This window comes from Actinomadura sp. NPDC048021 (genome assembly GCF_040653135.1).
In the GTDB taxonomy this organism is placed as follows: domain Bacteria; phylum Actinomycetota; class Actinomycetes; order Streptosporangiales; family Streptosporangiaceae; genus Spirillospora; species Spirillospora verrucosospora.
In genome coordinates, this window is the sequence record NZ_JBEZJQ010000022.1 from 84,616 (window position 1) to 110,405 (window position 25,790).

At 71.8% G+C, this 25,790-nt stretch carries 29 protein-coding genes and 1 tRNA gene; 17 read left to right on the forward strand and 13 right to left on the reverse strand.

The window, feature by feature from the left end; genetic code table 11:
- Nucleotides 1–105 precede the first annotated feature (105 nt).
- Both AB0C87_RS30775 and AB0C87_RS30780 read left to right on the forward strand, forming a co-directional pair.
- A complete protein-coding gene (locus AB0C87_RS30775) occupies nt 106–546 on the forward strand; it encodes a hypothetical protein (protein WP_345173381.1) in 441 nt (146 codons plus the stop codon).
- A gap of 82 nt (nt 547–628) precedes the next feature.
- Entirely contained in the window at nt 629–1,666 is a 1,038-nt protein-coding gene (locus tag AB0C87_RS30780) for a D-alanyl-D-alanine carboxypeptidase family protein (protein ID WP_345173383.1), read from the forward strand.
- A gap of 16 nt (nt 1,667–1,682) precedes the next feature.
- Here AB0C87_RS30780 and AB0C87_RS30785 read toward each other — a convergent pair whose 3' ends face one another.
- From AB0C87_RS30785 to AB0C87_RS30820, 8 genes are all read right to left on the reverse strand, one after another.
- Nucleotides 1,683–2,102 carry an MscL family protein gene (locus AB0C87_RS30785; RefSeq protein WP_345173384.1) on the reverse strand — a complete coding sequence of 140 codons (420 nt, stop codon included), beginning with the start codon at nt 2,100–2,102 and terminating at the stop codon, nt 1,683–1,685.
- 117 nt (nt 2,103–2,219) lie between these two features.
- Nucleotides 2,220–2,834 (reverse strand): Flp pilus assembly protein CpaB, encoded by a 615-nt coding sequence (gene cpaB, locus AB0C87_RS30790; RefSeq protein ID WP_360580747.1) that lies wholly within the window; start codon nt 2,832–2,834, stop codon nt 2,220–2,222.
- Complete coding sequence (locus AB0C87_RS30795; protein WP_345173388.1) at nt 2,831–3,658, reverse strand: S-methyl-5'-thioadenosine phosphorylase; 828 nt, start codon at nt 3,656–3,658, stop codon at nt 2,831–2,833. The genes cpaB and AB0C87_RS30795 overlap by 4 nt, the downstream gene beginning before the upstream one ends.
- A 121-nt stretch (nt 3,659–3,779) precedes the next feature.
- The gene (locus tag AB0C87_RS30800) at nt 3,780–5,906 is read right to left on the reverse strand and encodes an MMPL family transporter (RefSeq protein ID WP_353833957.1); all 2,127 of its coding nucleotides are present in this window, start codon (nt 5,904–5,906) and stop codon (nt 3,780–3,782) included.
- Between the two features lie 404 nt (nt 5,907–6,310).
- The gene (locus AB0C87_RS30805) at nt 6,311–6,673 is read right to left on the reverse strand and encodes an FmdB family zinc ribbon protein (protein ID WP_345173390.1); all 363 of its coding nucleotides are present in this window, start codon (nt 6,671–6,673) and stop codon (nt 6,311–6,313) included.
- Between the two features lie 166 nt (nt 6,674–6,839).
- The gene (locus tag AB0C87_RS30810; protein ID WP_345173392.1) at nt 6,840–8,324 is read right to left on the reverse strand and encodes a potassium/proton antiporter; all 1,485 of its coding nucleotides are present in this window, start codon (nt 8,322–8,324) and stop codon (nt 6,840–6,842) included.
- A 103-nt stretch (nt 8,325–8,427) separates the two neighbouring features.
- Nucleotides 8,428–9,417, reverse strand: a complete 990-nt coding sequence (locus AB0C87_RS30815) for an NAD(P)-dependent oxidoreductase (protein ID WP_360580749.1) — start codon at nt 9,415–9,417, stop codon at nt 8,428–8,430.
- A gap of 92 nt (nt 9,418–9,509) precedes the next feature.
- Nucleotides 9,510–10,091, reverse strand: a complete 582-nt coding sequence (locus tag AB0C87_RS30820) for a 5-formyltetrahydrofolate cyclo-ligase (protein ID WP_345173396.1) — start codon at nt 10,089–10,091, stop codon at nt 9,510–9,512.
- A gap of 34 nt (nt 10,092–10,125) precedes the next feature.
- Here AB0C87_RS30820 and galU point away from each other — a divergent pair, with 34 nt between their 5' ends.
- The 4 genes from galU to AB0C87_RS30840 are packed head-to-tail and all read left to right on the forward strand — an operon-like array spanning nt 10,126 to nt 13,245.
- Nucleotides 10,126–11,052 (forward strand): UTP--glucose-1-phosphate uridylyltransferase GalU, encoded by a 927-nt coding sequence (gene galU / locus AB0C87_RS30825; protein WP_345173397.1) that lies wholly within the window; start codon nt 10,126–10,128, stop codon nt 11,050–11,052.
- A 26-nt stretch (nt 11,053–11,078) separates the two neighbouring features.
- Nucleotides 11,079–12,287, forward strand: coding sequence for a gephyrin-like molybdotransferase Glp (gene glp / locus AB0C87_RS30830; RefSeq protein ID WP_360580788.1), 1,209 nt, complete (start codon nt 11,079–11,081; stop codon nt 12,285–12,287).
- Between the two features lie 5 nt (nt 12,288–12,292).
- The gene (gene moaC, locus AB0C87_RS30835) at nt 12,293–12,763 is read left to right on the forward strand and encodes a cyclic pyranopterin monophosphate synthase MoaC (protein WP_345173610.1); all 471 of its coding nucleotides are present in this window, start codon (nt 12,293–12,295) and stop codon (nt 12,761–12,763) included.
- Nucleotides 12,764–12,771: 8 nt separating this feature from the next.
- Nucleotides 12,772–13,245: a MogA/MoaB family molybdenum cofactor biosynthesis protein gene (locus AB0C87_RS30840; RefSeq protein ID WP_360580790.1), complete on the forward strand. Its 474-nt coding sequence runs from the start codon at nt 12,772–12,774 to the stop codon at nt 13,243–13,245.
- 31 nt (nt 13,246–13,276) lie between these two features.
- On the opposite strand, the gene AB0C87_RS30845 is transcribed toward AB0C87_RS30840, so the two are convergent.
- Nucleotides 13,277–14,110, reverse strand: a complete 834-nt coding sequence (locus tag AB0C87_RS30845; protein WP_345173399.1) for a DeoR/GlpR family DNA-binding transcription regulator — start codon at nt 14,108–14,110, stop codon at nt 13,277–13,279.
- 94 nt (nt 14,111–14,204) lie between these two features.
- Here AB0C87_RS30845 and nagA point away from each other — a divergent pair, with 94 nt between their 5' ends.
- The 5 genes from nagA (at nt 14,205) to AB0C87_RS30870 (ending at nt 17,537) form a co-directional block, all read left to right on the forward strand.
- Nucleotides 14,205–15,335 (forward strand): N-acetylglucosamine-6-phosphate deacetylase, encoded by a 1,131-nt coding sequence (gene nagA / locus AB0C87_RS30850; RefSeq protein WP_345173400.1) that lies wholly within the window; start codon nt 14,205–14,207, stop codon nt 15,333–15,335.
- A 91-nt stretch (nt 15,336–15,426) separates the two neighbouring features.
- Entirely contained in the window at nt 15,427–16,047 is a 621-nt protein-coding gene (locus AB0C87_RS30855; RefSeq protein WP_345173614.1) for a GNAT family protein, read from the forward strand.
- A gap of 215 nt (nt 16,048–16,262) precedes the next feature.
- On the forward strand, nt 16,263–16,823 hold the full coding sequence (locus AB0C87_RS30860; RefSeq protein ID WP_360580752.1) for a hypothetical protein: 561 nt from the start codon (nt 16,263–16,265) through the stop codon (nt 16,821–16,823).
- A gap of 47 nt (nt 16,824–16,870) precedes the next feature.
- A tRNA-Ala gene (locus AB0C87_RS30865) sits at nt 16,871–16,944 on the forward strand.
- A gap of 206 nt (nt 16,945–17,150) precedes the next feature.
- Nucleotides 17,151–17,537 carry a VOC family protein gene (locus AB0C87_RS30870; protein WP_360580754.1) on the forward strand — a complete coding sequence of 129 codons (387 nt, stop codon included), beginning with the start codon at nt 17,151–17,153 and terminating at the stop codon, nt 17,535–17,537.
- A gap of 58 nt (nt 17,538–17,595) precedes the next feature.
- Here AB0C87_RS30870 and AB0C87_RS30875 read toward each other — a convergent pair whose 3' ends face one another.
- Entirely contained in the window at nt 17,596–18,333 is a 738-nt protein-coding gene (locus AB0C87_RS30875; protein WP_360580756.1) for a glycosyltransferase, read from the reverse strand.
- Between the two features lie 87 nt (nt 18,334–18,420).
- Here AB0C87_RS30875 and AB0C87_RS30880 point away from each other — a divergent pair, with 87 nt between their 5' ends.
- On the forward strand, nt 18,421–19,077 hold the full coding sequence (locus tag AB0C87_RS30880; protein WP_353833952.1) for a dihydrofolate reductase family protein: 657 nt from the start codon (nt 18,421–18,423) through the stop codon (nt 19,075–19,077).
- On the opposite strand, the gene folP is transcribed toward AB0C87_RS30880, so the two are convergent.
- A complete protein-coding gene (folP, locus tag AB0C87_RS30885) occupies nt 19,074–19,880 on the reverse strand; it encodes a dihydropteroate synthase (protein WP_345173616.1) in 807 nt (268 codons plus the stop codon). The two genes, AB0C87_RS30880 and folP, sit on opposite strands and share 4 nt — an antisense overlap.
- A gap of 146 nt (nt 19,881–20,026) precedes the next feature.
- A complete protein-coding gene (locus AB0C87_RS30890) occupies nt 20,027–21,184 on the reverse strand; it encodes a hypothetical protein (protein WP_360580758.1) in 1,158 nt (385 codons plus the stop codon).
- Between the two features lie 111 nt (nt 21,185–21,295).
- Here AB0C87_RS30890 and AB0C87_RS30895 point away from each other — a divergent pair, with 111 nt between their 5' ends.
- A complete protein-coding gene (locus AB0C87_RS30895) occupies nt 21,296–21,715 on the forward strand; it encodes a hypothetical protein (protein ID WP_345173409.1) in 420 nt (139 codons plus the stop codon).
- A 94-nt stretch (nt 21,716–21,809) separates the two neighbouring features.
- On the opposite strand, the gene AB0C87_RS30900 is transcribed toward AB0C87_RS30895, so the two are convergent.
- The gene (locus AB0C87_RS30900) at nt 21,810–21,956 is read right to left on the reverse strand and encodes a hypothetical protein (RefSeq protein WP_345173411.1); all 147 of its coding nucleotides are present in this window, start codon (nt 21,954–21,956) and stop codon (nt 21,810–21,812) included.
- Between the two features lie 415 nt (nt 21,957–22,371).
- On the opposite strand from AB0C87_RS30900, the gene AB0C87_RS30905 reads away from it, so the two are divergent.
- Genes AB0C87_RS30905 through AB0C87_RS30920 form a run of 4 tightly spaced genes read left to right on the forward strand, consistent with a single transcriptional unit; the run spans nt 22,372 to nt 25,724 of the window.
- The gene (locus AB0C87_RS30905; protein WP_345173412.1) at nt 22,372–23,202 is read left to right on the forward strand and encodes an SAM-dependent chlorinase/fluorinase; all 831 of its coding nucleotides are present in this window, start codon (nt 22,372–22,374) and stop codon (nt 23,200–23,202) included.
- A gap of 34 nt (nt 23,203–23,236) precedes the next feature.
- Nucleotides 23,237–24,109, forward strand: coding sequence for an ABC transporter substrate-binding protein (locus AB0C87_RS30910; RefSeq protein WP_345173414.1), 873 nt, complete (start codon nt 23,237–23,239; stop codon nt 24,107–24,109).
- Complete coding sequence (locus tag AB0C87_RS30915; protein WP_345173415.1) at nt 24,070–24,978, forward strand: amino acid ABC transporter permease; 909 nt, start codon at nt 24,070–24,072, stop codon at nt 24,976–24,978. Before AB0C87_RS30910 ends, AB0C87_RS30915 begins: the two co-directional genes overlap by 40 nt.
- Nucleotides 24,975–25,724 carry an amino acid ABC transporter ATP-binding protein gene (locus AB0C87_RS30920; protein WP_345173417.1) on the forward strand — a complete coding sequence of 250 codons (750 nt, stop codon included), beginning with the start codon at nt 24,975–24,977 and terminating at the stop codon, nt 25,722–25,724. Before AB0C87_RS30915 ends, AB0C87_RS30920 begins: the two co-directional genes overlap by 4 nt.
- The last annotated feature ends 66 nt before the right edge of the window (nt 25,725–25,790 follow it).

Here is a 25,790-nt window from a genome sequence, read left to right on the forward strand (position 1 = left end):
GTAGCGGACGGCACCTACAGGGTAGGGGAAGGGGAGTGGTGGGCGCTCCCTGTTATGCGCCGGACCCTAGGCCGCGCGGGGGCGGTGTGGGTACGCTTCCGTTCCGTGACGGGACGGCATCGAGGGCAGCCGAAGGACCTGGACGCCCGGGAATCGGCGGGCGAGGAGTCGCCGCGCGGTAGGCGGATCACGGTCGTCGCCGCGGCATTCGCGGTGCCCGTGCTGGTGGCGTCGGCGATCGCGTTCGGGCTGCGGGACGAGCCCGCGCGGGAGAGGCCGGAGTCGGCGGGCGGGCCCGCGCGGAGCGTGGCGCCGGCGCCTGAGGGCGAGCCGACGTTCGGGACGTACGTGCCGCCGGAGACGGAGCCGCAGGTGGCGACCAAGCCGCCGAGGCGGGCGCCCAGGCCGGCGGTGACGCCGCGGAGGGCGAGCCCCGCGCCCGCGCCCACCCCCTCCCCGTCCGCGCGTGGGCGGCGGCCGTGCCCTGCCGGCTGGGAGGACGTCTGGTGGATGCGCCGGTGGTGCGAACATCACCGAAGTCGCTGAACCGATTACGGACAGGTCATCGTAGATCCTGTAGTAGCGTTCTGGCGCTGTTCCGCTTTTGGGCATCAGGAGGAAAACCACCGTGCCGAACCCCCGGTCGGCGGCGCTGACCGCGGTCTTCCTGGTGATGGCGACGCTCTCACCGCACGGCGCCGCGAACGCGGCCGCGGGGGCCGACTCGCTCGAGTCGCTGCGCCGCGAGGCGACGAAGGCGCGCACCGAGCTAGAGAAGGCCACGAAGCAGATGGAGACCCGGAAGAAGGACCTTGCCGGGTCCCAGGTGAAGCTGCGCGCCACGCTGAAGGACCTCGCCGGGGCCGAGGCCGAGCTGAACCGGATACGCGAGCCGCTGGCCCGGCTCGCGAACACCTCCTACCAGCAGAGCGGCGCGGCCGGTTCCATGGCGATCTTCGGGGGCGGTGATCCGAGCACGGCGCTGCGCTCGACGGCGGACGTGACGCTCATGGCGAGGTCGCAGCAGGCGCTCGTGGACCGTGCCGACGAGCTGCAGGACCGGCGGCAGCGGCTCGCCTCCACGGCGCAGGAGCTGCAGTCGCGCAACGCGGTCGAGCAGACCCGCCTCCAGCAGGAGGTGGAGGGGTTGAAGAACCGGTCGGCGCAGTTGACCAAGCAGCTCAACGCGATGCTCGACAAGCTGGCGGTGACGCGGCAGAAGCGGCTCGAACTCGGGTGCGACAAGTCCCTGGCGAGGGATGCGAGGAAGTTCCCCAACGGGCTCATCCCGTCGAAGTACCTGTGCCCTCTGCCGCAGAAGAACGGGCACATGCTGCGGGCGGACGCGGCGCTCGCCTTCTACAAGCTGAACGAGGCGTACAAGCGCAGTTTCGGGCGCGACATGTGCGTGACGGACGCCTACCGCAGCCTGGCGGACCAGCACCGTGTCTACGCGCAGCGGCCCGGCTTCGCGGCCGTTCCCGGGACGAGCAACCACGGCAAGGGGCAGGCGCTCGACCTGTGCGGTGGTGTGCAGAGCTCGGGTTCCGTCCAGTTCAACTGGATGGAGGCCCACGCCGGGAAGTACGGATGGATCCACCCGGCCTGGGCCTACAGCAACCCGTTCGAGCCCTGGCACTGGGAGTTCGGGACGGAGAACGGATGAGCCGGGCCGCCCGGCGTCAGCGGGGGGACGGCACCTCGTCGGCGGGGACGACCTCCGCCGTGCAGTAGCGGCAGCGGCGCGCCTTCACCGGGATGTCGCTGAGGCACTGCGGGCACTCGCGCTCGGTGGCCTCCTTGCCGCGGTCCATCCGCTCGATCAGCTTGGTCGTCGGGAGCACGACCAGGAAGTAGACGATCAGGGCCGTGATGAAGAACGCGATCGCCGATGTCACGAAGACCCCGTAGGGGAACGTGGTGCCGTCGATGCTGACGGCCAGGCGCGTGTAGTCGGGCTTGCCGCCGAGAAGGGCGATCAGCGGGGTGATGAAGGAGTTCGCGAAGTCCTTCACGAGCCCGGCGAACGCCGCTCCGACGACGAACGCCACCGCGAGTTCGACAAGGTTCCCGCGGAAGAGGAACTTCTTGAATCCGCTCATGTCGGCTCCAGGGGTTGTGGGGGTCGCGCCCCCGGCTGGCGGGGCGCGTGAAACGGCTACGGATCGTAATGAAGTCATGCCTGATTCGCCAAGTCGACCCCTCTCACCTGCGCGGGGTCAGGGGGCGGTGATCGTCAGGGCGAGGGGGCCGGCGGCGCCGGCCAGGGCGACGGCCTGGGGGCGGTCGGTCGCCAGGACGACCAGGGCGCCCTCCTCGGGGCCGTTCTCGTCCGGGGGCGGGATCGCTATGACCGGCACTTCTGACACCACCACGCGGGCGGCGGGCCAGCGGGGGCGCGGGCCGTTCGCGGGGGCGCCCTCGGACGGGACGGTCAGGACGTCCACGCGGTCGCCGGGGCGGACGAGGCGGGCGGCGCCCGCGTCGGCCAGGCGGACCGGTGCGGCGACCGTGCCGGGGCCGTAGCCGCGCAGGAGCCCGGCGCCGACGACGCGGGCGTCGGTGAGGGGTTCGCCGCGGCGCATGGGGCCGGCGAGGACGCGGCCGGCGCCGCCCGCGCGGAGCGCGCCCGCCGGGACGGCGGACGGCGGCAGGTCGAGGGGGCGGAGGTCGGCCGGGGCGAGGGGCGTTCCGGCGGGCAGATCGCGGGCGGCGCCGAGGACGCGGACGGACGCCGGCGGGCCGGGGCGCAGCGCCGGCAGCGCCAGGCCCGCGGCGGCCGCGGCGAACAGCGCCGCCAGCGGCCGCCGCAGGCGGGATAAGCGGGGGCTCACGGCAGTTCCAGGGGGAGCTTGATGCCGTCGAGGGCGGTGGCGCAGGCGCAGGTGCGCTCGGCGGGCAGCGCCTTGACGACGTCGGCGACGACGCCGCGGAGCCGGTCGATGTTCTCGCCGAAGACACGCAGGACCTCGTCCATCGTGACGCCCTCGCCCTCCTCGATGCCCGCGTCGAGGTCGGTCACCAGGCAGAGCGAGGTGTAGCAGAGCGCCAGCTCGCGGGCGAGGACGGCCTCCGGGTGGCCGGTCATCCCGATCAGCGTCCACCCCTGCGAGGCGAACCACCGGGACTCGGCCCGGGTCGAGAAGCGGGGGCCCTCGATGACGACGAGCGTGCCGCGGTCGACCGGGGGCCATCCCGAGGCCCGCGCGGACTCGACGGCGGCGCGGCGGCCGGTCGGGCAGTACGGGTCGGAGAACGAGACGTGGACGGCGGCGCCGTGCTCGTAGTAGGTCTGGTCGCGCCCCGACGTCCGGTCGGCGAGCTGGTCGGGGACGGCCAGGGTGCCGGGCCCGAGGTCGGGGGTGAGGGAGCCGACCGCGCACGGCGCCAGCACCTGGCGGACGCCGAGGGACCGCAGCGCCCACAGGTTGGCCCGGTAGGGGATCTTGTGCGGGGGGAAGCGGTGGTCGCGGCCGTGCCGGGGGACGAAGGCGACGCGGCGGCCCGCCAGCTCGCCGATCGCGATGGGGTCGCTGGGCGGGCCGTAGGGGGTGTCGACCCGCACCTCCTCGATGTCGTCGAGGAACGAGTAGAAGCCGGAGCCGCCGATGACCCCGATCTCGGCGACGGGCTGGGACGCGGAAGCCTGAGTGGACATGCCGCCGACCCTAGCCACCCGGCCGCCGTCCCCGGCAGGCCGTCCGCCGATTGTGGATAACTCAGCCGCCGCGCGACGAAGGGCCCGGCCGAAGCCGGGCCCTTGCGCGTTCCCCGGGACGTCAGCCGACCGGGTCCAGGACCTTGCTCTCGGGGGCGGGCGCCTCCTTGGCGAGCCGTCCCGGCGTCCAGATCCGGCGCCCGATGTCGTAGGACAGGGCGGGCAGCAGCAGCGACCGGACGACGAGGGTGTCGAGCAGGACGCCGAACGCCACCGCGAAGCCCATCTCGACCATGAACACCAGCGGCAGCGTGACCATGGACGCGAACGTGGCCGCGAGGACGAGCCCGGCCGAGGTGATCACACCGCCGGTGACGGTGAGGCCCCGCTGGATGCCGCGCCGCGTGCCGAGGGCCTGCGACTCCTCCCGGACGCGGTGCATCAGGAAGATGTTGTAGTCGACCCCCAGCGCGACCAGGAAGATGAAGGCCAGCAGCGGGAAGCCGGAGTCGGTCCCCTCGAACCCGAAGACGTGCTCGAAGACGACCGCGCAGGCGCCGAGCGAGGCGAGGAACGACAGCACCACGGTGCCCATCATCAGCAGCGGCGCGACGACGGCGCGCAGCAATGCGATGAGGATGAGCAGCACCACGGCCAGCACGATCGGGATGATGACCTTGTTGTCGCGGGTGGAGGCGCGCTTGATGTCCAGGTACGTCGCGGTCGTCCCGCCGACCTTGGCGTCCGCGGACGGGACGGCGTGCACCGCGGTCCGCAGCCGGTCGATGGTCGCGCGGGCGGCCGGGCTGTCGGCGGCGTCCTTCAGCGTCGCCTCGTACCTGACCAGGCCGCCCGTGGTGACGGGGGCGCCGACTTCGGCGACGCCCGGCGTCCCGCGCACGGCCTCGGCGATCCGGTCGGAGGCCGGGGCCTTGCCGATCACGAGGGCGGGGGAGCCCGACCCGGCGGCGTAGTGCCGCGCGACGGCCTCCGAGCCCTTCACCGAGTCGGGCTTGCCGGTGAACTGGCCGGCGTCCGACAGGCCGTCCGCCTTGAGCGAGCCCAGCCCGAGCGTGAGGACGATGAGGCCGAGCATGGTCACGGCCCAGAGCGCGCGCGGGCGCTTGCCCACGATCCCCGCGACGCGGCTCCAGACGCCGTGCTCGGCCTCGTACGCCTCGGGCTTGAGGTACTTGGCGTCGTAGCGGGGGATCAGCGGCCAGAACAGCCAGCGGCCGCAGATCACCAGGAGGGCGGGCAGGAGGGTCGTCATGGCGGCGAGCGCGGTGAGGACGCCCGCGGCGGCCACGGGGCCCATGCCGGCGGTGGAGTTCATGTCGGCGAGCAGCAGGCACAGCAGGCCGACGGCCACGGTGGCGGCGGAGGCGATGACGGCGGGCGCGGCGCGGTGCAGGGCGTACGCCATGGCCTCGTGCCGGTCCTCGTGCCGGTGCAGTTCCTCCCTGTAGCGGGCGACGAGCAGCAAGGCGTAGTCGGTGGCGACGCCGAAGACGAGGACGGTGAGGATGCCGGCGCTCTGGCCGTTGACGGTGAGGTCCGCGTACTTGGCGAGCAGGTAGACGGTCGACTGGGCGAGCCCCAGGGCGAAGACGGCGCTCAGCACGGGGACGAACCACAGGACGGGGCTGCGGTAGATGAACAGCAGCAGGACGATGACGACGAGACCGGCGGCCATGAGCAGGAAGCCGTCCAGGCTCTGGAAGACCTCGAACTGGTCGGCGCCGCCGCCGGCGGGGCCGGTGACGTGCGAGGCCAGTCCGGGCGGCCCGCGCTCGGCGAGTTCGCGCGCCTGGTCGACGGCGGCGGTGAGGTCCTCGTCCGTGAGGGGCACGAGGGTCTGCAGGGCCTTGCCGTCCTTGGACGGGAACGGCCCCTGCGCCTTCTGCGCTCCGGGCAGCTTCTGGAACGCGGCGACGTCGGACTCGGCCTTGGCCTTGTCGGCCGCGGTGATTCCGCCGGACCGCTCGTAGACGATGACGGCGAGCATCGTCTCGTCCTTGCGGAACCGGTCCTCCAGCTCCACGACCCGGGTGGACTCGGCCCCGGCGGGCAGCCAGGACGCGGCGTCGTTCTTCTCGACGTCGCCGAGCTTGCCGGCGAGGGGGCCGAGAGCGGCCAGCAGGACGACCCACAGGGCCAGGACGGCCCATTTGGTGCGCCTTCCGGCGATCAGTCCGGCCAGGCGGTGGGTCCGCGGCCTCGGGGGTGCCGGGCTAGGTGCGCTCATGGTTCCTCTCCTGTGTGCACCGGGCGAATCAAGATATGTCGCGTTAGCGGCAAGAGTCTCTCGTTGAGCGAGAGAAGTCAAGTAATAACTCGAAAATCGGAGGCGTCGCGGAACCGCTAGCCTCTCGACCCAAGAGTCTCTCTAAAAAAGAGCTAAGTCAAACCGTGCGACGGGGAGGCCTCGCAGGGCCGGAATCGCGGGGTCGCGGGGGTGCTCCCTGTCTTCTCCATGGTCGCGAAGGGCGGGGGGATGCGCCTCCGGCGTCAGTACCGACTTGAGGTACGTCGCCCGGCGCAAAGGAAAGCCGCCGCCTACCTCTGAAGGTGTAGGCGGCGGCTTCCGGACACGGCGAAGACCGGGGGATCCGGCCGGATCCCCCGGTGCGAGCGGAGATGCTTAGGAGGTCAGGCGACCTTTTCGGACGACGACTTGCCGGTCGACGAGGACGACGACGAGTCGGAGGACGACGTGGACGAACTCGTCTTGGCGGAGTCGCCCGAGGAGCCGCCCGAGTCGCCGGAGGAGCCGTTGGACGACCCGCTGGACGAGCCGTTCGACGAGGCCCCCGCGGTGGAGGGCGACTTGCCGGAGCCGCGGCTGTCGGTGCGGTAGAAGCCCGAGCCCTTGAAGATGATCCCCGCGGCGGAGAAGACCTTGCGGAGCCTGCCGGTGCACGCCGGGCACTCGGTCAGCGCGTCGTCGCTGAACTTCTGCACGACCTCTAGAGGCTCGCCGCACTCGGTGCAAACGTACTGATACGTCGGCACGGTTCCTCCTCGCTGACTCAGACCGGCGCTGGCCGGACTGGCACTCACTCTAGACGACTGCTAATGGTACCCATGCGTGGAACAGGATTCGCCCCCGGGATGTTCCCCGGCGGCGCGTCGCGCGCCAAGGGAGCGCCGTGGAGCCCCGCCGCCGCGGGGCCCCAGGTCACTGGCCCTTCTCGCCGAACCAGCCCGCCAGCCTGCCCTTGCGGCTGACCGCGCGGAGCCTGCGCTCGGTGGCCTCGCGCACCTCGGCGGTGGTCACGACCAGCAGGGTGTCGCCCGCCTGGAGGGGCGTGGTGGGCTCGGGCACGAAGCTCGCGCCGTCCCGCACGACGAGGGTGATGGACGCGCCGGGCGGCAGCCGCAGCTCGAAGATCTCCACGCCGCTCATCAGCGAGTCGCCGGGGATCCGCACCTCCAGCAGGTCGGCGTGCAGTTCCTCCAGGGGCGCGGCCTCGACGTCCAGCTCGCGGGTCTGCTCGTCGCTCCTGAGGCGGCACAGCCGCGAGGCCAGCGGCAGCGTCGGCCCCTGGAGCAGGGTGAACAGGACGACGATGTTGAACACGATCGCGAAGAGCCGGTCGGCGTGCTCCACCTCCGCGACCATCGGGATGGTGGCCAGGACGATCGGGACGGCGCCCCGCAGTCCCGCCCAGGACGCGAACACCTTCTCGCCCCACGACAGCCGGAACCCGATCGTGGAGAGCACGACCGACAGGGGACGGGCCACCAGCAGCAGGACGAAGCCGATGACGAGCGCCGGCAGGATCTGGCCGGGGAGGTCGCCGGGATCGGCCAGCAGGCCGAGCATCACGAACAGCCCGATCTGGGCGAGCCAGCCGACGCCCTCGGCGAAGCCCCGCGTGGCGGGCCGGTGCGGCAGCCGCGCGTTCCCGAGGACGAGGGCGCTGACGTAGACGGCGAGGAACCCGCTGGCGTGCATCAGTGAGGCGGCCCCGTAGGAGCCGATGGAAAGCGACAGCACGGCGATGGGGTAGAGGCCGGACGCGGGCAGCGCGACGCGGCGCAGCGCCTGGGCGCCCAGCCAGCCGATGGCGACGCCGACGATGCCGCCCGCGACCAGCTCGTAGACCATGACGCCGAGCAGTTCGGCCATGTTGGGGACGGCGGTGTGGGCGCTCAGCGTGACCACGATGATCACGACCGGGGCGTCGTTGAAGCCGGACTCGGCCTCCAGCAGGCCGGTCAGCCGGGACGGCAGGGGCAGCCGCCGCAGCACCGAGAACACCGCGGCCGCGTCGGTGGGGGCGAGCACGGCGGCCAGCAGGAACGCCGGGCGCCACTCCAGGCCGACGAGCCACATGGCGGCGAGCGCGACGACGACGATGCTGATCAGGGTGCCGAGGGTGGAGACGCTGAGCGCGGCCGGCACCGAGGGCCGCACGCGCCGCCAGCTGGTGGTGATTCCGCCCTCGGCGAGGATGAGCACGAGGGCGGCGAGGCCGAGCGTCTCGGCCAGTTCCGCGTTGTCGAACCGGATGTGGAGGGGGCCGGACTCGCCGATGAGAAGGCCGAGGCCCATGTACGCCAGCAGCGTGGGAAGGCCCGCCTGGTGCGACAGCCGGACCGCGATGATGGCGCTGAGTACGAGCGTGGCCCCGAGGAGTAGCCAGATGTCGAGGTGCACATCCCACCCTTCGGGGTCGTCAAAGTTGATCGTTTAGGAATCCTACAGATTCGCGGACGAATCGCATATTTACGATTGAGGGATGGCGTGTCCGGCGTGGCCGCTATCGCCGGTTGACCTGTGGTTTGATCCCGTTCACCACGTTCAGTACGTCTCGTCCCTGAACGGCCGCGGTGACGTTGTCGCGCACCATGCCCAGCAGGTTCAGCTGCGACTGGACGGACGCCCCCGCCGCGTGCGGCGAGAGCAGGACGTCCTCACGGGAACGCAGCGGATGCCCCTGCGGAAGCGGCTCCTGCTCGAACACGTCCAGGGCCGCCCCGGCCAGACGTCCCGACTCCAGCGCGGCGAGGACGGCGTCGTCCGGCGCGATGCCCCCGCGCGCCACGTTCACCAGCAGCGCCTTGTCCGGGAGCAGGGCGAGACGCTCCGGGCCGATCAGCCCCTTGGTCTCCTCGGTCAGCGGCAGGGCGATGACGAGGACGTCGGACATCGCCATGAGCTCGTCCAGCTCCCGGTACGTCGCCGCGGCCTGGGGACGCCGCCGCCTCGTCCAGTACGACACCGTGCAGCCCAGGGCCGCGAACAGCCGCGCGGCCTCGGCGCCGATCGCGCCGAACCCGACGATGCCGACCCGCTGCGTGTGGATCTCGCGCGGGCCGAGCGCCGCCATCTCCATCTGCGGCCATCCGCCCGCGCGGACGGCCCGGTCGCCCCTCGCGAGGTTGCGGCACAGCGCGAACGCCGCGCCGACCGCCCACTCGGCGACCCCGCGCGCGTTGAAGCCCGCCGCGTTCGCCACCGGCACGCCCGCGGCCGCCCACGCCGCGACGTCGATGCTGTCGGTCCCGACCGCGGGCATCTGGACGAACGACACCCGCGGCGCCGCCGCCGCGGCCTCGGCGTCCAGCGCCAGCCGGCCGGTGAAGTCGCCGATCACCACGTCGGCGCCGGCGAGCGCGGCGAGCAGGCCCGCCCGGTCTCTGGCCTGCGGGAACGCCACCTCGGCGGCGTCTCCCAGCGGCGCGAACAACCCTCGGACGATCTCGTCCGCGATCGGGGGCAGGGAAAGGATCCGCCACGGCGCCGTCATCTCTTACCTCCCGTCAGGCCGTGCCCGACCGCGTCCCCCGTCCGCGATCTCGGCCCTCTCACTCTACGAGCAGGGCGCCGCCGCCGAGCAGGTCAGCCCAGGCGGACCAGCCCCCGCGCCGGGGTCACCACGGCCCGGACGCGCTGGTCGTGCGGCTCGGCGGGCACGCTTTCCACCAGCTCGCCGTCGTACAGCAGCGCGGCGGTGAGGATCGCCGGGCCCACGCGCGCGAGCGCCCGGTCGTAGGAGCCGCCGCCGCGGCCGAGGCGCACGCCCGACCGGTCGACCGCCACCGCGGGCACCAGCACGACGTCCGCGCTGGCCACGGCGCCGGGGCCGCGCGGCGGCTCGGACGACTCCAGGCACCCGCGGGCCCCCGGGACGAGCGAGTCGGGCCCCTCGTAGGACGCCCAGTCGAGGTCGCCGTCCGGGAGCAGCCGGGGGACGAGCACGTACGTCCCGCGCTTCCACAGCGCGAACAGCAGGCTCCGCGTGTCCGGCTCGTCGCCTATGGAGACGTAGGCCGCGATCGTCCCGGCCATCTCCACCTCCGGGACCGACAGCAGCGCGTCCCGGATCGGGCGCGCCGCGCCGGAGCGCGTCTCGGGCGGCATCGCCGCACGTCGTGCGAGTAGTTCGGCCCGGAGGCCGGTCTTCGTGGCGGTGGGGTGCACGCTGTGGTCCTCGCGGATGGCTAGGGTCGTGTATATGGCCGACATTGCACCAGTGCTCAAAGCGGTCGTCCCGGCGGCCGGCCTCGGTACCCGATTCTTGCCCGCGACCAAGGCGACTCCCAAGGAAATGCTGCCCATCGTCGACAAACCGGCGATCCAGTATGTCGTCGAGGAGGCGGTCGACGCCGGGCTGTCCGACGTCCTCATGATCACCGGGCGCAGCAAACGGTCCATCGAGGACCACTTCGACCGAGCCTACGAGCTGGAGGAGGCGCTGCGCGCCAAGGGCGACGACGAGCGCCTGGAGGCCGTGCACGAGTCCAGCGACCTGGCGATCATGCACTACGTCCGGCAGGGCGAGCCGCGCGGCCTCGGGCACGCGGTGCACTGCGCCCGCCAGCACGTCGGCCGCGAGCCGTTCGCGGTGCTGCTCGGCGACGACATGATCGACGCCCGCGACAAGCTGCTGCAGCGGATGATCGAGGTGCGCGGCCAGTACGGCGGCAGCGTCATCGCGCTGATGGAGGTCGAGCCCGACCAGGTGTCGGCGTACGGGTGCGCGGCCATCGAGGCGACGGACGAGGACGACGTCGTCCGCATCTCCGACCTCGTGGAGAAGCCCGCCGCCGAGGAGGCCCCCAGCAACTGGATCATCATCGGCCGCTACGTCTGCGACCCCGCGGTGTTCGACGTCCTGGAGAAGACCCCGCCCGGCCGCGGCGGCGAGATCCAGCTGACCGACGCGCTGCGCACCCTCGCCGACATGCCCGCCGACCAGGGCGGCGGCGTCTACGGCGTCAAGTTCCGCGGCCGCCGCTACGACACCGGCAACAAGCTGGAGTACCTCCGGACGGTCGTCCAGTTCGCGGCGGACCGTCCGGATCTGGCGCCGGAGTTCCTGCCGTGGCTGCGGGAATTCGTCCGGACGCAGGACGGCGTGGGCGACACCTCGGATTCGTGACGAGGCGTCAGACTGGGGCCGTGGCTATGAGAACGGTCGACGAGCATCTGACGGAGATCCTCGGCAGCGTGGCGCCGCTGCCGCCGCTTGACCTGGCACTGCTGGAGGCGCAGGGCACGGTGCTCGCCGAGGCCGTCGCCGCGCCGGTGCCGCTGCCGCCGTTCGACAACTCCGCGATGGACGGCTACGCCGTGGTCGCGGCCGACATCGCGGCGGCCACCGAGGCGAGCCCCGTCGCGCTGCCCGTCGTCGGCGACATCGTCGCGGGCGACTCCGGCCTGTCGGCGATCCGGCCCGGGCTGACCGCACGGATCATGACGGGCGCCCCGCTGCCGGCCGGCGCCGACGCCGTCATCCCCGTCGAGTGGACGGACGGCGGCAACGCCACCGTCCGGATCTCGCGCGCCGCGCCGCCGGGCAACTACATCCGCCGGGCGGGGGAGGACGTCCTCGCCGGGCAGGTCGTCGCCGAGGCAGGCACCCGGCTCGCCGCCCCGCAGATCGGCATGCTCGCGGCGGTCGGGCGGTCCCGGGTGACCGTCCGGCCGAGGCCGCGCATCGTGGTGGTCTCGACGGGCGACGAACTGCGCGAGCCGGGCAGCCCGCTGGCGCCCGGCCAGATCTGGGAGTCCAACAGCTTCATGCTCACCGCCGCCGTGGTCGAGGCGGGCGGAACGGGCTACCGGCAGGCCACGGTGCAGGACGAGCCCGCCAAGGTCCTGGAGATGCTTCACGACCAGCTCGTCCGGGCCGACGCCATCGTCACCACCGGGGGCGTCTCCATGGGCACCAGGGACGTCGTCAAAGAAGTCCTCGCCGGTACCGGAACTGTGAACTTCCACAAGGTGCGGATGCGTCCGGGCAAGCCGCAGGGGTTCGGCCTCCTGGAAGGCACTCCGGTCTTCACGCTTCCTGGCAACCCCGTGAGCGCGTACGTGTCGTTCCAGGTGTTCGTCCGTCCCGCCCTACGCGTCATGCAAGGGCTGCCCCCAGAACCGCTTCCCACAGTGAGCGCCGTCGTCGCCGAGGACATCAAGTCCCCCGCGGGGCTGCGCCACTTCCTGCGAGGCAGACTCTCGTTCACTCGGGGCTTCTACACCGTCACAGCGGCGGGCGTGCAGGGCTCGCACCAGCTCGGGTCCCTGTCGTCCGCGAACGCGCTCATCGAGATCCCGGAGGACGCCGAAGCCATGCCGGCCGGTTCGCACGTCGAGGTCATGAGGTTGCCGTCATGAGCGCCATGGGGTCCGAGTTCACCCATCTGGACGACCAGGGATCGGCCCGCATGGTCGACGTGTCGTCGAAGGACGTCTCGTCCCGGACGGCCACGGCCACGGGGTTCGTCCGACTGTCGCCCGAATGCGTCGCCCTCCTGCGCGCCGGTGACATCCCCAAGGGCGACGCCCTGTCCGTCGCCCGGATCGCGGGGATCATGGGGGCCAAGCGCGTGCCCGACCTCGTCCCGCTGTGCCACCCGATCGCGCTGCACGGCGTCACCGTCGACCTCGCCGTCGACGACGACGGCGTCGCGATCACGGCCGTCACCCGCACCGCCGACCGCACCGGCGTGGAGATGGAGGCGCTCACCTCCGTCACCGTCGCCGCGCTCGCGCTGGTCGACATGGTGAAGGCCGTCGACCCCGCCGCCGTGATAACCGAGGTCCGGGTCGAGGAGAAGACCGGCGGCAAGACCGGGGTGTGGCGCCGGTGATCCGGGCGATGGCGGTCACCGTCTCCAACCGCGCCGCGGCGGGCCTCTACGAGGACAGGTCCGGCCCGGTGCTGGTCGAGATGCTGGAGGACCTCGGCTGCCAGGTGGACGGCCCCGTCGTCGTCCCGGACGGCGAACCCGTCACCGGCGTCCTGCGCGACGCGGTCGCCGCCGGGTACGACGTCGTCGTCACCTCCGGCGGGACCGGCCTCACCCCCACCGACCAGACCCCCGAGATGACCCGGCCGGTCATCGAATGGGAGGTCCCGGGGATCGCCGAGGCCATCCGGCTGGAGGGACGCGAGAAGGTCCCCGCCGCGATCCTGTCGCGCGGCCTCGCCGGCGTCGCGGGCCGCACCCTCATCGTCAACCTGCCCGGCTCGACCGGCGGCGTCCGCGACGGCATGACCGTCCTGGCCCGCGTCCTGCCCCACGCGGTGGACCAGATCAACGGCGGCGACCACCCACGCCCGCAGGTCTAGCCCGCCTCCCCCCGGCCGCGCCCGTCGGAGGCTAGGCCTGGATGACGCGGACGCCGGCGTCGGTGAACGCGGCGAGTTCGGACTCGGGCGCCGCCGCGTCCGTCACCAGGACGTCGATCTCGTCGGTGCCGCAGATGCGGGCGAACGCGCGGTGGCCGATCTTGGAGCCGTCCGCGACCACGACCACCCGGTCGGCGCGCTCGGCCATCAGCCGGTTCACCACGGCCTCGCCCTCGTTGTGGCAGGTCGCGCCGTGCCTCGCGGTCACGCCGTTCACCCCGATGACCGCCACGTCCAGCGTCACGTGGTCGAAGATGCCGGTGGCGAGCGGCCCGGTCAGCTCGTAGGACTGCGGCCGCGGCACCCCGCCCGTCAGGACGATCTTCACATGCGGGCGGACGGCCAGCTCGTTGCCGATGTTCAGCGCGTTCGTCACGATCGTGATCGCCGGGGTGGGCCCCTCGGCGTGCAGGTCGGCGCGGGTGGCGAGCACCCGGGCGACCTCCGAGGTCGTCGTGCCGCCGTTCAGCCCGATGATCGACCCGGGCTCGGCCAGCTCCGCGGTCGCCGCCGCGATCCGCTGCTTCTCCGACGCGTGCCGCGCCGCCTTGTACCGCAGCGGCAGGTCGTAGCTGACGCTCTCCGCGACGGCGCCGCCGCGGGTGCGGGTCAGCATCTGCTGCTGCGCGAGCTGGTCGAAGTCGCGGCGGATCGTCGCGGCCGACACCCCCATGCGCACGGACGCCTCCTCGACGGTCAGCCGTCCGGCGTCCGCGAGCAGTTCGAGCAGCGCGTTCCAGCGCTCGTGCCGGGTCACGCCGGTCGCCTTTCCCGCGGGTGGACGGGAGTCCGGAAAGGTGGTCACCCGCGGATTCTAGCCCTGCGCGCCCCTGGTCTTACCTGAGCGCATGGGCCGTGGAACAATCAACAACGATCAAATGCGTGCATTGGGGGGTTCCATGGCGAGGCCGGTCGGCGACGGCGCCGTTTCCTTGACCAACGCGCGGATCGTCCTTCCGGACGGTGTCCGCGACGGCGCCCTCCACATCGCCGGCGGCACGATCGCGGACGGCCCCGCCCCCGGCGAAGTGATCGACCTCGCCGGCCGGCACGTGGTGCCCGGCTTCGTCGACATGCACGTCCACGGCGGCGCGGGAGCCTCCTACCAGCTCGGGAACCCGGACGAGGCCCAGCGGGCCGCCTCCTTCCACCTCGCCCACGGCACCACCACCACGATCGCGAGCCTCGTCACCGGCGACCCGGACGAACTGGCCGCCGCCGTCGAGGGCCTGGCCGGACTCGCCGCCGACGGCGTGATCGCGGGCGTCCACCTGGAGGGCCCCTACCTGGCCCGCTCGCGCTGCGGCGCGCACGACCCGGCGCTCCTGCGCGACCCGGACCCCGCCGAGTTCCGCCGCCTCGTCCGCCTCGGCCGCGGGCACCTCCGCATGATCACTCTCGCGCCCGAGCTGCCGGGCGCCCTCGACCTCGTCCGGGAGGCGGTGGACGCGGGCGTGATCGCGGCGGTCGGCCACACCGACGGCACCGGCGAGGCGGCCCGGGCGGCGTTCGACGCGGGAGCGCGCGTGGCGACGCACCTGTTCAACGCGATGCGCCCCCTGCACCACCGCGAGGGCGGGCCGGTCGCCGCCGCTCTGAACGACCCCCGGGTCACCGTGGAACTGATCAATGACGGCATCCACGTGGAGCCCGCCGTGGCCCGCCTCGTGTTCGCCGCCACGCCCCGCGTCGCGCTCATCACCGACGCGATGGCCGCCGCCGGCATGGGCGACGGCGACTACCGTCTCGGCGTGATGGACGTCGAGGTCCGCGGCGGCCGCGCCACCCTCGCGGGCGGGACGTCCATCGCGGGCAGCACGATCACCATGGCGGACGCGTTCCGCCGCGCCGTCACCGACGCCGGCCAGCCGATCGAGCGCGCCGCCGAGGCCGCGTCCCTCACCCCGGCGCGCGCCCTCGGCATCGACGCGCGCGTCGGGTCACTGGAGCCCGGCAAGGACGCCGACCTGGTCGTCCTGGACGACGACCTGCGCGTCGACTGGGTCATGAAACGGGGCCGACGGGTGTGACGACGGTGGCCGAACGTCCCGCGTGCCCGATTTCTCGGGGACAATATGGCGTTCAGACATCCGACCAGGGAATCATGGAACCGTGGAACGTTTGCGGGGATGGCCGGTCACCCTGACCGAGGGCCCTGTAGGGCTGCGCCCGCTGCGGCACCGCGACGCCGCCGTCTGGCGCGAGCTGCGGGTCCGCAACGCCGACTGGCTCCGCCCCTGGGAGCCGACCAATCCCGAGACGCCGTTGTTCCGCAGCGGCCTCGGCCCCTACATCAGCATGGTCCACACCATGCGCCGCGAAGCCCGCCACGGCCTCGCCCTTCCCTGGGTCGTCACCCATGAGGACGATTTCGCCGGGCAGCTCACCATCGGCGCGATCGTCTGGGGTTCGGCGAGGTCCGCGCAGATCGGCTACTGGGTCGACCGGCGCGTCGCCGGCCGCGGCGTCATTCCCACCGCCGTCGCCCTCGCCGTCGACCACTGTTTCTTCACCGTCGGCCTGCACCGGCTCGAAGCCAATATCCGTCCGGAGAACACCGCGAGCCGCCGCGTCGTCGAAAAACTCGGATTCCGCGAAGAGGGAATTCGCCGCCGCCATCTCCACATCGACGGCGCCTGGCGCGACCACATCTGCTACGCCCTCACCGTCGAGGACGTGCCCGGTGGCCTGCGCGCCCGCTGGCTGGCAGACCGGAAACAGGCATTTCCCCGGCGCTCCTGAGCGGCCCATGACTTTCCCGCCGTAAGAATCCTGCGATCGAGAAGTCCCGGCAAACGGAGAGTAACGGCGAGATCGATCTCGCGACACACCGCCCCTTATGCTCGTCAACCTCTGACAGCCCCTCGTACCGTGCGGGGCGTGACCCTGCTCCCATTGCACGTTCGCGCGCCGAAAGTCGGCCCGCCTCGCGAGCGTGCCCTGGAACGGTGGGGCCGATGAGCAGCGCCGTCCTTTACCTCGCGATCGTCGCCGTCTGGGCCGTCGTCCTGGTACCCATGTGGCTGCGCCGCGACACCGAGACCACGGGAATCTCCCGCCTCCTGCACAAGCGTCCCGACGAGCAGGCCGCCGAGGACGACGCCGACGACCAGGAGACGCTCCACGAGGAGGAGACCCTCCGCGAGGAGGGCCTCCCCGCGCCGCGCCGCCCGGGCGGCCGCGCCGCCGTCATCGCCCGGCGCCGCCGCCGCACCAGCGGCCTCGCCGCGCTGCTCCTCACCTCTGTGGCGATCTCCGCCTCCGGCCTCACGCCCTGGTGGATCGTCGCGCCCCCGGTCCTGCTGCTCGCCGGCCACCTGGCGCTCCTGCGCGTCGCCGTGGGCATGGACACCGCCCGCCGCCGCGCCGCCGCCCAGGCCCGCGCCGCGGCCCGCGCCCGCGCCCTGCAGGCCCGCAGAGCCGCCGAGGCCGCCGAGACCGCCGAGGTCATCGAGCTCGTCACCCCCGACGAGGTCTTCGACCAGTACGCCGACGACCGCCGCGCCGTCGGCGAATAACCGGTGCGCGAGCAGTCCCCGATGTTTGCTAACCTTACGGAGTCCTCGGGGCTGTGGCGCAGTCCGGTAGCGCACCTCGTTCGCATCGAGGGGGTCAGGGGTTCAAATCCCCTCAGCTCCACCCAGGTCAAAGGCCGGTTCTCCGAAGAGACACCGGCCTTTTTGGTGCCCGTACGGCAGTGAAGTACAGCTACGTCGCCTCACGCTTCGCGTCCGACGAGTTGGCACAGGCGGGCGCGCGCCACCCGTTTAGAGGTCGCGGGGGCGCTGTGGCCGGCCGACTTCACTGCTGACCGATCAGGTTGGGTGCTGCCTAGACTCGGGGTCATGCTCAGACTCGGCTTTCCTGTGATCGGCGTGAACGACATTCCCCGGGCCGTGGCCTTCTGGACGTCCGCGCTGGACCTGGTGCCCGTGTCCGAGTGGGAGAGCCCACGTTGGCGGACACTGGAATACGCGGATGGGTCGGGCCGGGCGCTCGCTCTGATGCACAGCAGTTCGCCCGCCGAAGCGCACCCGCGCATCCACCTCGACCTGTTGACGGACACCACAGACGAGCAGGAGGCCGAGGTCGCGCGTCTGGTCGAGTTGGGAGCCACCAGAGTCGACTGGGACCTGTATCCCCCAGACGCTGACTTCGTGGTCCTCTCCGACCCGGACGGCAACATCTTCTGCGTCGTGGATCTGAGCCGGGCCCCGTCCGGTTCGTCCTGACCTCCGGCGGGACGAGCACCCCGGACCCGGCCCGGCAGACGGCGACCCTTGGATCGGGTCAGGGGACGGTCTCCGGGAGCAGCTTTCCGGCGCGGACGGCGTTCAGGCGGTGACGGATGAAGCGGTCCTGGTGCTCGCCCCATGTGTCGGGCTTTGTGGGGTGGGTGCTCTGGTCGGGGTGCTTTCGGTAGAGCCAGGTCACCGAGGGTTCCTGGTAGCCGTCGAAGACTTCGCTGAGGGCGATGAACAGGGCCACGTCCTGCGCGCGGGGGAGGGCGCCCCAGCCGCCGAAGGCGCGGATCAGGTCGGCGGGGGCGACCAGGCCGGCGCAGGCCGCCTGGCAGAGGCCCGTCTCTTCGTACAGGCGGCCGATCGTTCCGGCGGGCACCAGGCCGCAGGGGTAGGCCAGGGGGTAGGGGACGCGGCGTCCGTCGATCAGATCGTCGGCCTGGCCGATCGTCCAGCCGATGCCGGGATGCTCCTCGAAGGCGGGGATGAGCGTCGCGAGGCCGTCGGGGAGAAGGACGTCGTCATAGTCGAGCACCGCGACCAGTTCGCCGCGTGCCCGGCTCAGGGCGAAGTTCCTCGTCGTACCGGTGCCGAGCTGGGCGCCGTTCGCCTCGTAGAGCGCGCCCGAGCACAGGTCGCGGGCGGTCGGGGCGTCCCCGTCCTCCTGGACGAGCCATTCGAGGTCCCAGCCAGGGGGGAGGCGTTGCGCCGCGACGCCGGCGGCGGCCTGCCGCAGGTAGCCGGGGATCGGCCTCCGTACGGCGGTGATGATCGAGATCAGGGGCATGGCACTCCTCCTCGTCCGGGCGCACGGCCTTGATGATCACATGGTCCGGGGCGGGGGCGGGACGGCGGCAGCCTTTACAGTGCTCAGATGGACGTGAGCGCGATGCTGGAGCAGTACGCCTATCCGGAGACGACGCCGTGGCTGCGGGCGAACATGATCGCGTCGCTCGACGGGGGGATCCAGTACCAGGGGAGCACCAGCGCACTCGGGTACGCGGGGGACTGGGCCCTCATGCAGCGGCTCAGGACGCTGGCCGACGTCGTGATCATGGGGGCCACGACCGTCCGGGAGTACGGGGCGTATCCGAAGGAGGCGCGGAAGCTGGCGATCGTGTCGCGGAGCCTGCGGTTCGACTTCGACGGGCCGCTGTTCGCGGAGGCGCCCGCGCCGCCGATCGTCATCACGTGCGGGGCGGCCCCGGCCGACCGGCTTCGCGAGGCCGAGAAGCACGCCGAGGTCCTGGTGTGCGGGACCGACTCCACGGACATGGGCATGGCGTTGCGGCGGTTGGCCGACAAGGGGTACGAGCGCCAGCTCTGCGAGGGAGGGCCGGTCCTGCTCGCCCAGATCGCCGCCGCGGGTTGGCTGCACGAGCTGTGCCTGACGTTGAGTCCGGTCGTCACCGCCGGCGACGCCGCGCGCGTCCTCGACGGCCCGGCCATCGACCTGCAGCGCATGGAACTGTGCCACGCGATCCCGGACGAGAACTACCTCTACCTGCGGTACCGCAGGGCCCAGGGCTAGACGACGTTGTGGCGGACGTAGGCGGGCGGGCGCCAGCCGAGGATGCTCTCGACCATGTTCACCGCCTGCCTCGCCTCCGCGACGTCGTGGACCCGGACGATGCGCGCGCCGCTCAGGATGGAGACGACGAGGGTGGCGATGGTGCCCTCGACGCGGTCGTGCTGGTCCCGCTCCAGGGTCTCGCCGATGAAGTCCTTGTTCGAGACGGCGACGAGCAGCGGGTAGCCGAGCTGTGCGATCTCCGGGAGGCGGCGGGTCAGTTCGAGCGAGTGGTGGGTGTTCTTGTTCAGGTCGTGGCCGGGGTCGATGATGATCCGGTCCGCCGGCACGCCGTGCTTCTCGGCCAGGGCCGCCCGCAGGCGGAGGAACTCGGCGACCTCGGTGACCACGTCGTCGTACTGCGGGCGAGGGTAGGGCGTCCGGGGGTCGGCGAGGCTGTGCGTGACGATGAGGGTCGCGCCGGCCTCCGCGACCACGTCGGCGAGGGCGGGGTCGTGCAGGCCGCTCGTGTTGTTCAGGACGTCGGCGCCGGCGGCGAAGGCGGCGCGGGCGACCTCGGGCCGGTACGTCTCGACGGAGATCACCGCGTCGGTGCGGGATCGGGCGCCCTCGATGACCGGGACCACGCGGTCGATCTCCTCTTCGACGCTCACCGGAGGCCCGGGAGCGAAAGGGACGCCGCCGATGTCCAGCCAGTCGGCTTCGTGGACGAGCGCGTTCTCTACTGCGACCAATGCCTTGTCCAAGGCGAAAGTGCGGCCCCGGTCGTGGAATGAATCGGGAGTGCGGTTGATTATCGCCATCACGGCGACCTGCCGCGAGAAATCGAACGTGCGCCGCCCGATCGTCCGTTCGGGGCAAATAATCTCGGGGTGGTAGAAAGCGTTCTTTTCGCTCACAATAGCCGCCTAAGTTGAACTTGGCGCCAGCATAGCAAGGGGGCCGGAGGCTACCTCTCCGCTCGCACCCGCCGCCGTCCCACGGTGGTGACGAGCCGCAGGAGAGTGAAGAAGACCAAAGCCCCGCCGACCACCAGGAGCATGGAGAGCGCCCGCTCCTGGAGGCCCTGCGATTTGATCACCACTGCTCCGGACCCGGCGATGAAACCGACGAGGGCGACGAAGAGCCCGAGGATCTCCACCATCTTGAGCAGGCCGGACGAGACCATCTCCTGCGCCGCGTCGACGCGCTGGGCGAGCCTCAGCGACGCTTCGTCGAGTCGTTGTTCGAGCTCGGCCGACGCCGCGGCGATTCTCTCGTCCACCTGGGCGGCGATGGAGTCCGCGATGGCCTGGGTGTTGCGCTCCATCTGGTTCTGCAGATCCTGGGCCAGGATGATCGAGCGCCGCTCCTGCGTGAACTGTTCGTGCACCAGAACGTCGCCGGGGCCGAGGGCGTCTATCGCCCGGTCTATCTCGTGGAGCCCGTCAGCGAACCGGCCCAGTTTCCGATATGCCGACGCGCGCCGGTAGTAGACAATGGCGTTCTCCTGGCCGCGCGCCATCATCTCGTCGGAGAGGTCCAGCATCATCTGCGGCTGTTCCGGCAAGTGGTCGGCGAAATTGATGCCCGTCAGGAGCACCTGGTTGCTCTTGTCGTCCGCGTCGGGAGCGTCGACCGCCCGCCGGAACAGGCCGGGCGCGTTCGAAGCGCGGGTGCCGAGTGCGGAGAAGGCCGCGAAGCTCAGGACGAGGGCGTCGTCGTCGAACTCGGCCAGCCAGCCGATACAGAGCCGGTGGAGCTGCGCGAACTTGAAGTCGAAGCGCAGCCGCTGGCCATGGATGTAGACGAGGCAGAGCCGCGCGGTACGGGTGTTGTTCGCCGCCAGGATGCGCGCCCGGTCGGTCTCGTCCAGGTAGCCCTGACCGTTCTTGCGAGCCAGCCAGGCGAGGTCTGTGGCCGCTCGCCGGATCTGCAGTACGGAGAGCCCGAACTCTTCGACCCGGGCGACGAACTCGTCCGTCCACGCCGAGGGAGGTCCGGCGGTGGCCGCCGCGTAGTGGTCGACGAGGATGGACGCCTTCTCCGCGTCCGACGCCGCCTCCATGCGCTCCGCGAGCCGGTCGCTCTCCGGACTCTGCCGTTGAGGCGGGACGCCGTTGCCCATGAGACCCCTTGCCGTGAAGCGACCTGATCCGGCCCAGCAGTCTAGGCCGCCGGTCGGTGCGGAGGCGCGGGGGAGCGCATCATCGGAGGTCAGAGGGGAAGGTAAGCCCGCATGATCGCTGGCAGCAGTCCCGAGCCCGACGAGGCGACCGTGAAAGCCGTGGGCAAGCTGAGCGAGGCCCTGGAGAGCGTCGAGCGCGCCCGGGGCCATCTCTACTCGTGGCACCAGCTCACCGGCAAGGCCGACTTCGAGTTGGGCGACGCGGCCGAGCTGCTCGCCAAGGCCGGGCACCAGGAACTCGCGGACGAGCTGTCGCGCGAACTCGTGGGCCGCAACGTCCTCCCGGACCGTTGGAGCTTCCAGGCGGTCGAGGAGTACGAAGACACCTACTACGAACCGCTCCGACGTTATGAGGCGCGCGTACGGGAGTCGTTGACCGCTGGTCGACGGCACCTCTACGAGGCACGGCTCAAGGAGGAGCGGCGCACCCACGGGCACCCCCACCACACGGCCGCGCCAGGCGATCCGTAGCGGCCGGTGCGGAGGAACGCCGTGGAACGCGGGGCGCCGAGGTTCGGAGTTCCTGGAGCGCCGGTGCGCTCCAGGAACTCCGGTCAATCGGCGCCTATCCCTTGCACGCCTTCTGCGCGTAGGAGTAGGTGCTGCCGTGGTCGCACTTGTCGCCCACGGCCTTGGGCAGGTTGACCGTTCCGCCGTCCTTCAGGAAGACCTTCCAGTCTCCGGTCTGCATCTGCCAGAGGCGGGAGGTCACCTGCGTCTCCCCGCTGTGGGGAGCGGCCGGAGCGGCCGGGGCGGCAGGGCCGCCGGAGCCACCCGAGGAGGAACCGGACCCGGGGAGTCCGGTCGTCCCCGTTCCGCCGACGATCAGAAGGAGGATCGCTCCCGCGACCCACCCGGTTGTCTTGTTCTGCATTGTTCCGACTGGCAGCCGGCCCCGCCCCCGCGGGGCTCACCTTGGCACCAGTCCTCCTGTGTGGACGACCGTCCCCAGCGGTCCGGGACCAGCAAGCCTTCGGTGCCGCGGAAGGCGGGGCGAGTGAGGGTGGCGGCGCGGGATCGCGGTCGGGCCGTTGGCGCACGGGGAGGCGGCGGAGTTGGCTAATCTATCGACTTGGTAGGATTTCCACTCTCGTACCACCCATCCCTTCCGTTTCATGAGGTCGCCCATGCCGCAAAGTCGTCCGTTCGTCAGCCTGGCGACCGACTTCGGCGCGGCGTACACGGCGATCTGCGCCGGGGTGGTGTACGGGATCGCCCCGGACGCGAACGTGCTGGTGCTCAGCGACGAGATCACGCCGTTCGACGTGCGGGAGGGGGCGATGCTGCTGCGGCAGGCGCTGCCGTACCTGCCGGTGGGCGTGCACGTCGGGATCGTGGATCCGGGCGTGGGCACCTCGCGCCGGCCGCTGGCGATCGCGACCGGGCGCGGCGATGTGCTGGTCGGGCCGGACAACGGGCTGCTGGTGCCGGCGGCGGAGGCGCTGGGCGGGATCGTCCGGGCGCACGCGCTGGAGAACCCGGCCTACCGGCTGCCCCAGGTCTCGACCTCGTTCCACGGACGTGACGTCTTCTCTCCCGCCGCCGCCCACGTCGCGGCAGGGGTGGACGCGGCGGATCTCGGTGCGGCCGTCGACCCGCTGCCGCTGGACGTCCCGCCCCCGGTGGTCCGGCCAGGGGAGCTGACCGTTCCCGTGCTGTACACCGACCGGTTCGGCAGCCAGGTGCTGGGCGCCGAGCCCGGCGATCTGGCGGAGGCGTTCGGCACGCTGGAGCCGGGCACCCCCCTTGACGTGGAGTGGAACGTTGCAGGCGGTCCGTCCCGGACGGTCCGCGTCCCGTTCCAGCTCACCTTCGGCAGCGTCGCGGTCGGGGAGCCGCTGCTGTGGACCGATTCGTCCGGATGGCTCGCCCTGGGCGTCAACCAGGGACGTGCCGCCGACGCCCTCGGCCTGGCCGGCGCGCAGACCCTCACTCTGCGCGCGGTGCCGCGTCCATGACCCTTACCCCCTCTCACCGCCGGAGGAATCTCCTGTGATCCGCCGTCCCCTCGTGGCAACGCTCGCCGGCGCCGCCGCGCTCGCCCTCGCCGTCAGCGCCTGCGCCCCGCAGGACGAGGACTCCGGTGCCTCGGCGAGCAAGAGCCCCGCCTCCTGCGCCAAGGACAAGCTGCCGCTGAAGTCGCCCGGCAAGCTCACCATCGCGACCGACAAGCCGGCGTTCGAGCCGTGGTTCAAGGACGACGACCCGTCCAACGGGCAGGGCTACGAGGGCGCCGTCGCCTACGCGGTCGCCGGCCGGCTCGGCTTCACCAAGGACCAGGTGGTCTGGAAGACCCAGTCGTTCGAGTCGTCGTACGCGCCGGGGCCCAAGACCTTCGACTTCGACATCAACCAGATCTCGGTCACCCCCGCGCGCGAGAAGGCGGTCGCGTTCAGCGACGGCTACTACGACGTGCAGCAGGGCGTCGTGACGCTCAAGGGCGGCAAGTTCGAGAACGCCAAGACCGTCGCGGAGCTGAGCAAGGCGCGCATCGCGGTCCAGGTCGGGACGACGTCGCTGCAGGCGGTGAAGAACCAGCTCAAGCCCGCCGACGAGCCGAAGATCTTCAACACGCAGATCGACGCGGTGAACGCGCTGAAGAACAAGCAGGTGGACGTGCTGGTGGTGGACCTGCCGACCGCCTTCTACGTCACCGCCGCGCAGATCGACGACTCGAAGATCGTCGGTCAGCTGCCGCAGTCGCAGGGCGGCGCCACCGAGCACTTCGGGCTGCTGATGGAGCGGGGCAGCGGGCTCGCCGGCTGCCTCGACCAGGCGATCGGGCAGCTGAAGTCGTCCGGTGAGCTGGCGAAGATCCAGCAGCAGTGGCTGACCGCGTCGGCCGGCGCACCCGTCCTGAAGTGACCGCGCAGGCGGGCGGGCAGACCGCCTGGGTCAAGAGCGAGCGGCAGCGCGAACGCGAGCGCCGGCGCCGCCGCGCCGACGTCCGGTCCGGATCGGTGGCCGCGGCCTCGACGGTGCTGTGCGCCGCGGTCGTGGTGGTCGTCGTGGTGGGGTCGCCGGGCTGGCCCCGCGTGCACGAGACGTTCTTCAACTGGGGCGAGTTCACCGGCGCGTTCCCCGACGTGCTGCGCGGCTTCTGGCTGAACGTACGGATCTTCCTGATCGCCGAGGTGGCGATCCTGGTGCTGGGGCTGCTGGTCGCGCTCGCGCGGGGGATGCGGACTCCGCTGCTGTTCCCGGTGCGGGCGCTGGCCGTCGCCTACACCGACGTGTTCCGCGGCATCCCGACGATCCTGCTGGTGTACCTGGTCGGATTCGGGCTTCCCGCGCTGCGGTTGCAGGGCGTGCCCGAGAGCCCGGCGGTGCTGGGCGGGTTCGCGCTCGTCCTGTCCTACGGGGCGTACGTCGCGGAGGTGTTCCGGGCCGGCATCGACTCCATCCACCCGAGCCAGCGCGCCGCGGCCCGGTCGCTGGGCCTCAGCAAGGCCCAGAGCCTGCGGTACGTGGTGCTGCCGCAGGCGGTGCGCCGGGTCGTCCCGCCGCTGCTCAACGACTTCGCCTCGCTGCAGAAGGACACCGCGCTCGTCGCGGTGCTCGGTCCGCTGGAGGCGCTGCGGCAGGCGCAGATCCACTCGGCCGACACGTTCAACTACACCCCCTACCTGGCCACGGCGGTGCTGTTCATCGCGCTGACGGTGCCGATGGCCCGGTTCACCGACCATCTCGCGGCGCGCGCCGAACGCCGCCGCGCCCCCGGAGGCGGCCGATGAGCACCCCGCTGCTGCGCATCGAGGGCGTCTGGAAGACCTACCACGCCCACCCGGTGCTGCGCGGCGTCGACCTGGACGTCGCGCCGCACGAGGTCGTCTGCCTCATCGGGGCCTCCGGATCGGGCAAGTCGACGCTGCTGCGCTGCGTGAACGTCCTGGAGACCGTCGACGACGGCGCGATCTTCCTGGAGGACGACGACATCACCGACCCCCGCGCGGACCCCGACAAGGTCCGCAAGCGGATCGGGATGGTGTTCCAGTCCTACAACCTGTTCCCGCACATGTCGGTGCTGGACAACATCACCCTCGCCCCTCTCCGCGTCCACAAGCGCTCGAAGGCGGAGGCCGCGGAACAGGCGCACGAGCTGCTCGAACGGTTCGGCCTGGCCGACAAGGCCGGGGAGTACCCCGACCGGCTGTCGGGCGGCCAGCAGCAGCGCGTCGCGATCATCCGGGCCATGGCCACCCGGCCGAGCCTGCTCCTGCTGGACGAGGTGACCTCCGCGCTCGACCCCGAACTGGTCACCGAGGTCATGGGCATCATCCGGGAGCTCAAGGACTCCGGCATGACGATGATCCTGGCGACGCACGAGATGGGGTTCGCCCGCGACATCGCCGACACCGTCTGCTTCCTCCATGACGGCGTCCTGCTGGAACGCGGCCCGGCCGAGCAGATCTTCGAAGAGCCCACCGAACCGCGCACCCGCGAGTTCCTGAGCCGCGTCCTGGAGTCCCGCCGCCTCTGAACCGGGCGCCCGGGACGGGCGGCGGATCCGGGCGACCGGCCGCGGAGAAGTGTTCGTCTGAACGGC

Coding starts and splice junctions, on each gene's coding strand:
- AB0C87_RS30875 (WP_360580756.1), bottom strand. CDS start 18,333: ATGCCCCTGATCTCGATCATCACCGCCGTACGGAGGCCGATCCCCGGC.
- AB0C87_RS30905 (WP_345173412.1), top strand. CDS start 22,372: ATGCCGCAAAGTCGTCCGTTCGTCAGCCTGGCGACCGACTTCGGCGCG.
- AB0C87_RS30815 (WP_360580749.1), bottom strand. CDS start 9,417: ATGACGGCGCCGTGGCGGATCCTTTCCCTGCCCCCGATCGCGGACGAG.
- AB0C87_RS30895 (WP_345173409.1), top strand. CDS start 21,296: ATGATCGCTGGCAGCAGTCCCGAGCCCGACGAGGCGACCGTGAAAGCC.
- AB0C87_RS30840 (WP_360580790.1), top strand. CDS start 12,772: ATGGCGGTCACCGTCTCCAACCGCGCCGCGGCGGGCCTCTACGAGGAC.
- AB0C87_RS30860 (WP_360580752.1), top strand. CDS start 16,263: ATGAGCAGCGCCGTCCTTTACCTCGCGATCGTCGCCGTCTGGGCCGTC.
- AB0C87_RS30890 (WP_360580758.1), bottom strand. CDS start 21,184: ATGGGCAACGGCGTCCCGCCTCAACGGCAGAGTCCGGAGAGCGACCGG.
- AB0C87_RS30870 (WP_360580754.1), top strand. CDS start 17,151: ATGCTCAGACTCGGCTTTCCTGTGATCGGCGTGAACGACATTCCCCGG.
- nagA (WP_345173400.1), top strand. CDS start 14,205: ATGGCGAGGCCGGTCGGCGACGGCGCCGTTTCCTTGACCAACGCGCGG.
- AB0C87_RS30880 (WP_353833952.1), top strand. CDS start 18,421: ATGGACGTGAGCGCGATGCTGGAGCAGTACGCCTATCCGGAGACGACG.
- galU (WP_345173397.1), top strand. CDS start 10,126: ATGGCCGACATTGCACCAGTGCTCAAAGCGGTCGTCCCGGCGGCCGGC.
- folP (WP_345173616.1), bottom strand. CDS start 19,880: ATGGCGATAATCAACCGCACTCCCGATTCATTCCACGACCGGGGCCGC.
- moaC (WP_345173610.1), top strand. CDS start 12,293: ATGGGGTCCGAGTTCACCCATCTGGACGACCAGGGATCGGCCCGCATG.
- AB0C87_RS30920 (WP_345173417.1), top strand. CDS start 24,975: ATGAGCACCCCGCTGCTGCGCATCGAGGGCGTCTGGAAGACCTACCAC.
- glp (WP_360580788.1), top strand. CDS start 11,079: ATGAGAACGGTCGACGAGCATCTGACGGAGATCCTCGGCAGCGTGGCG.
- AB0C87_RS30785 (WP_345173384.1), bottom strand. CDS start 2,102: ATGAGCGGATTCAAGAAGTTCCTCTTCCGCGGGAACCTTGTCGAACTC.
- AB0C87_RS30800 (WP_353833957.1), bottom strand. CDS start 5,906: ATGAGCGCACCTAGCCCGGCACCCCCGAGGCCGCGGACCCACCGCCTG.
- AB0C87_RS30795 (WP_345173388.1), bottom strand. CDS start 3,658: ATGTCCACTCAGGCTTCCGCGTCCCAGCCCGTCGCCGAGATCGGGGTC.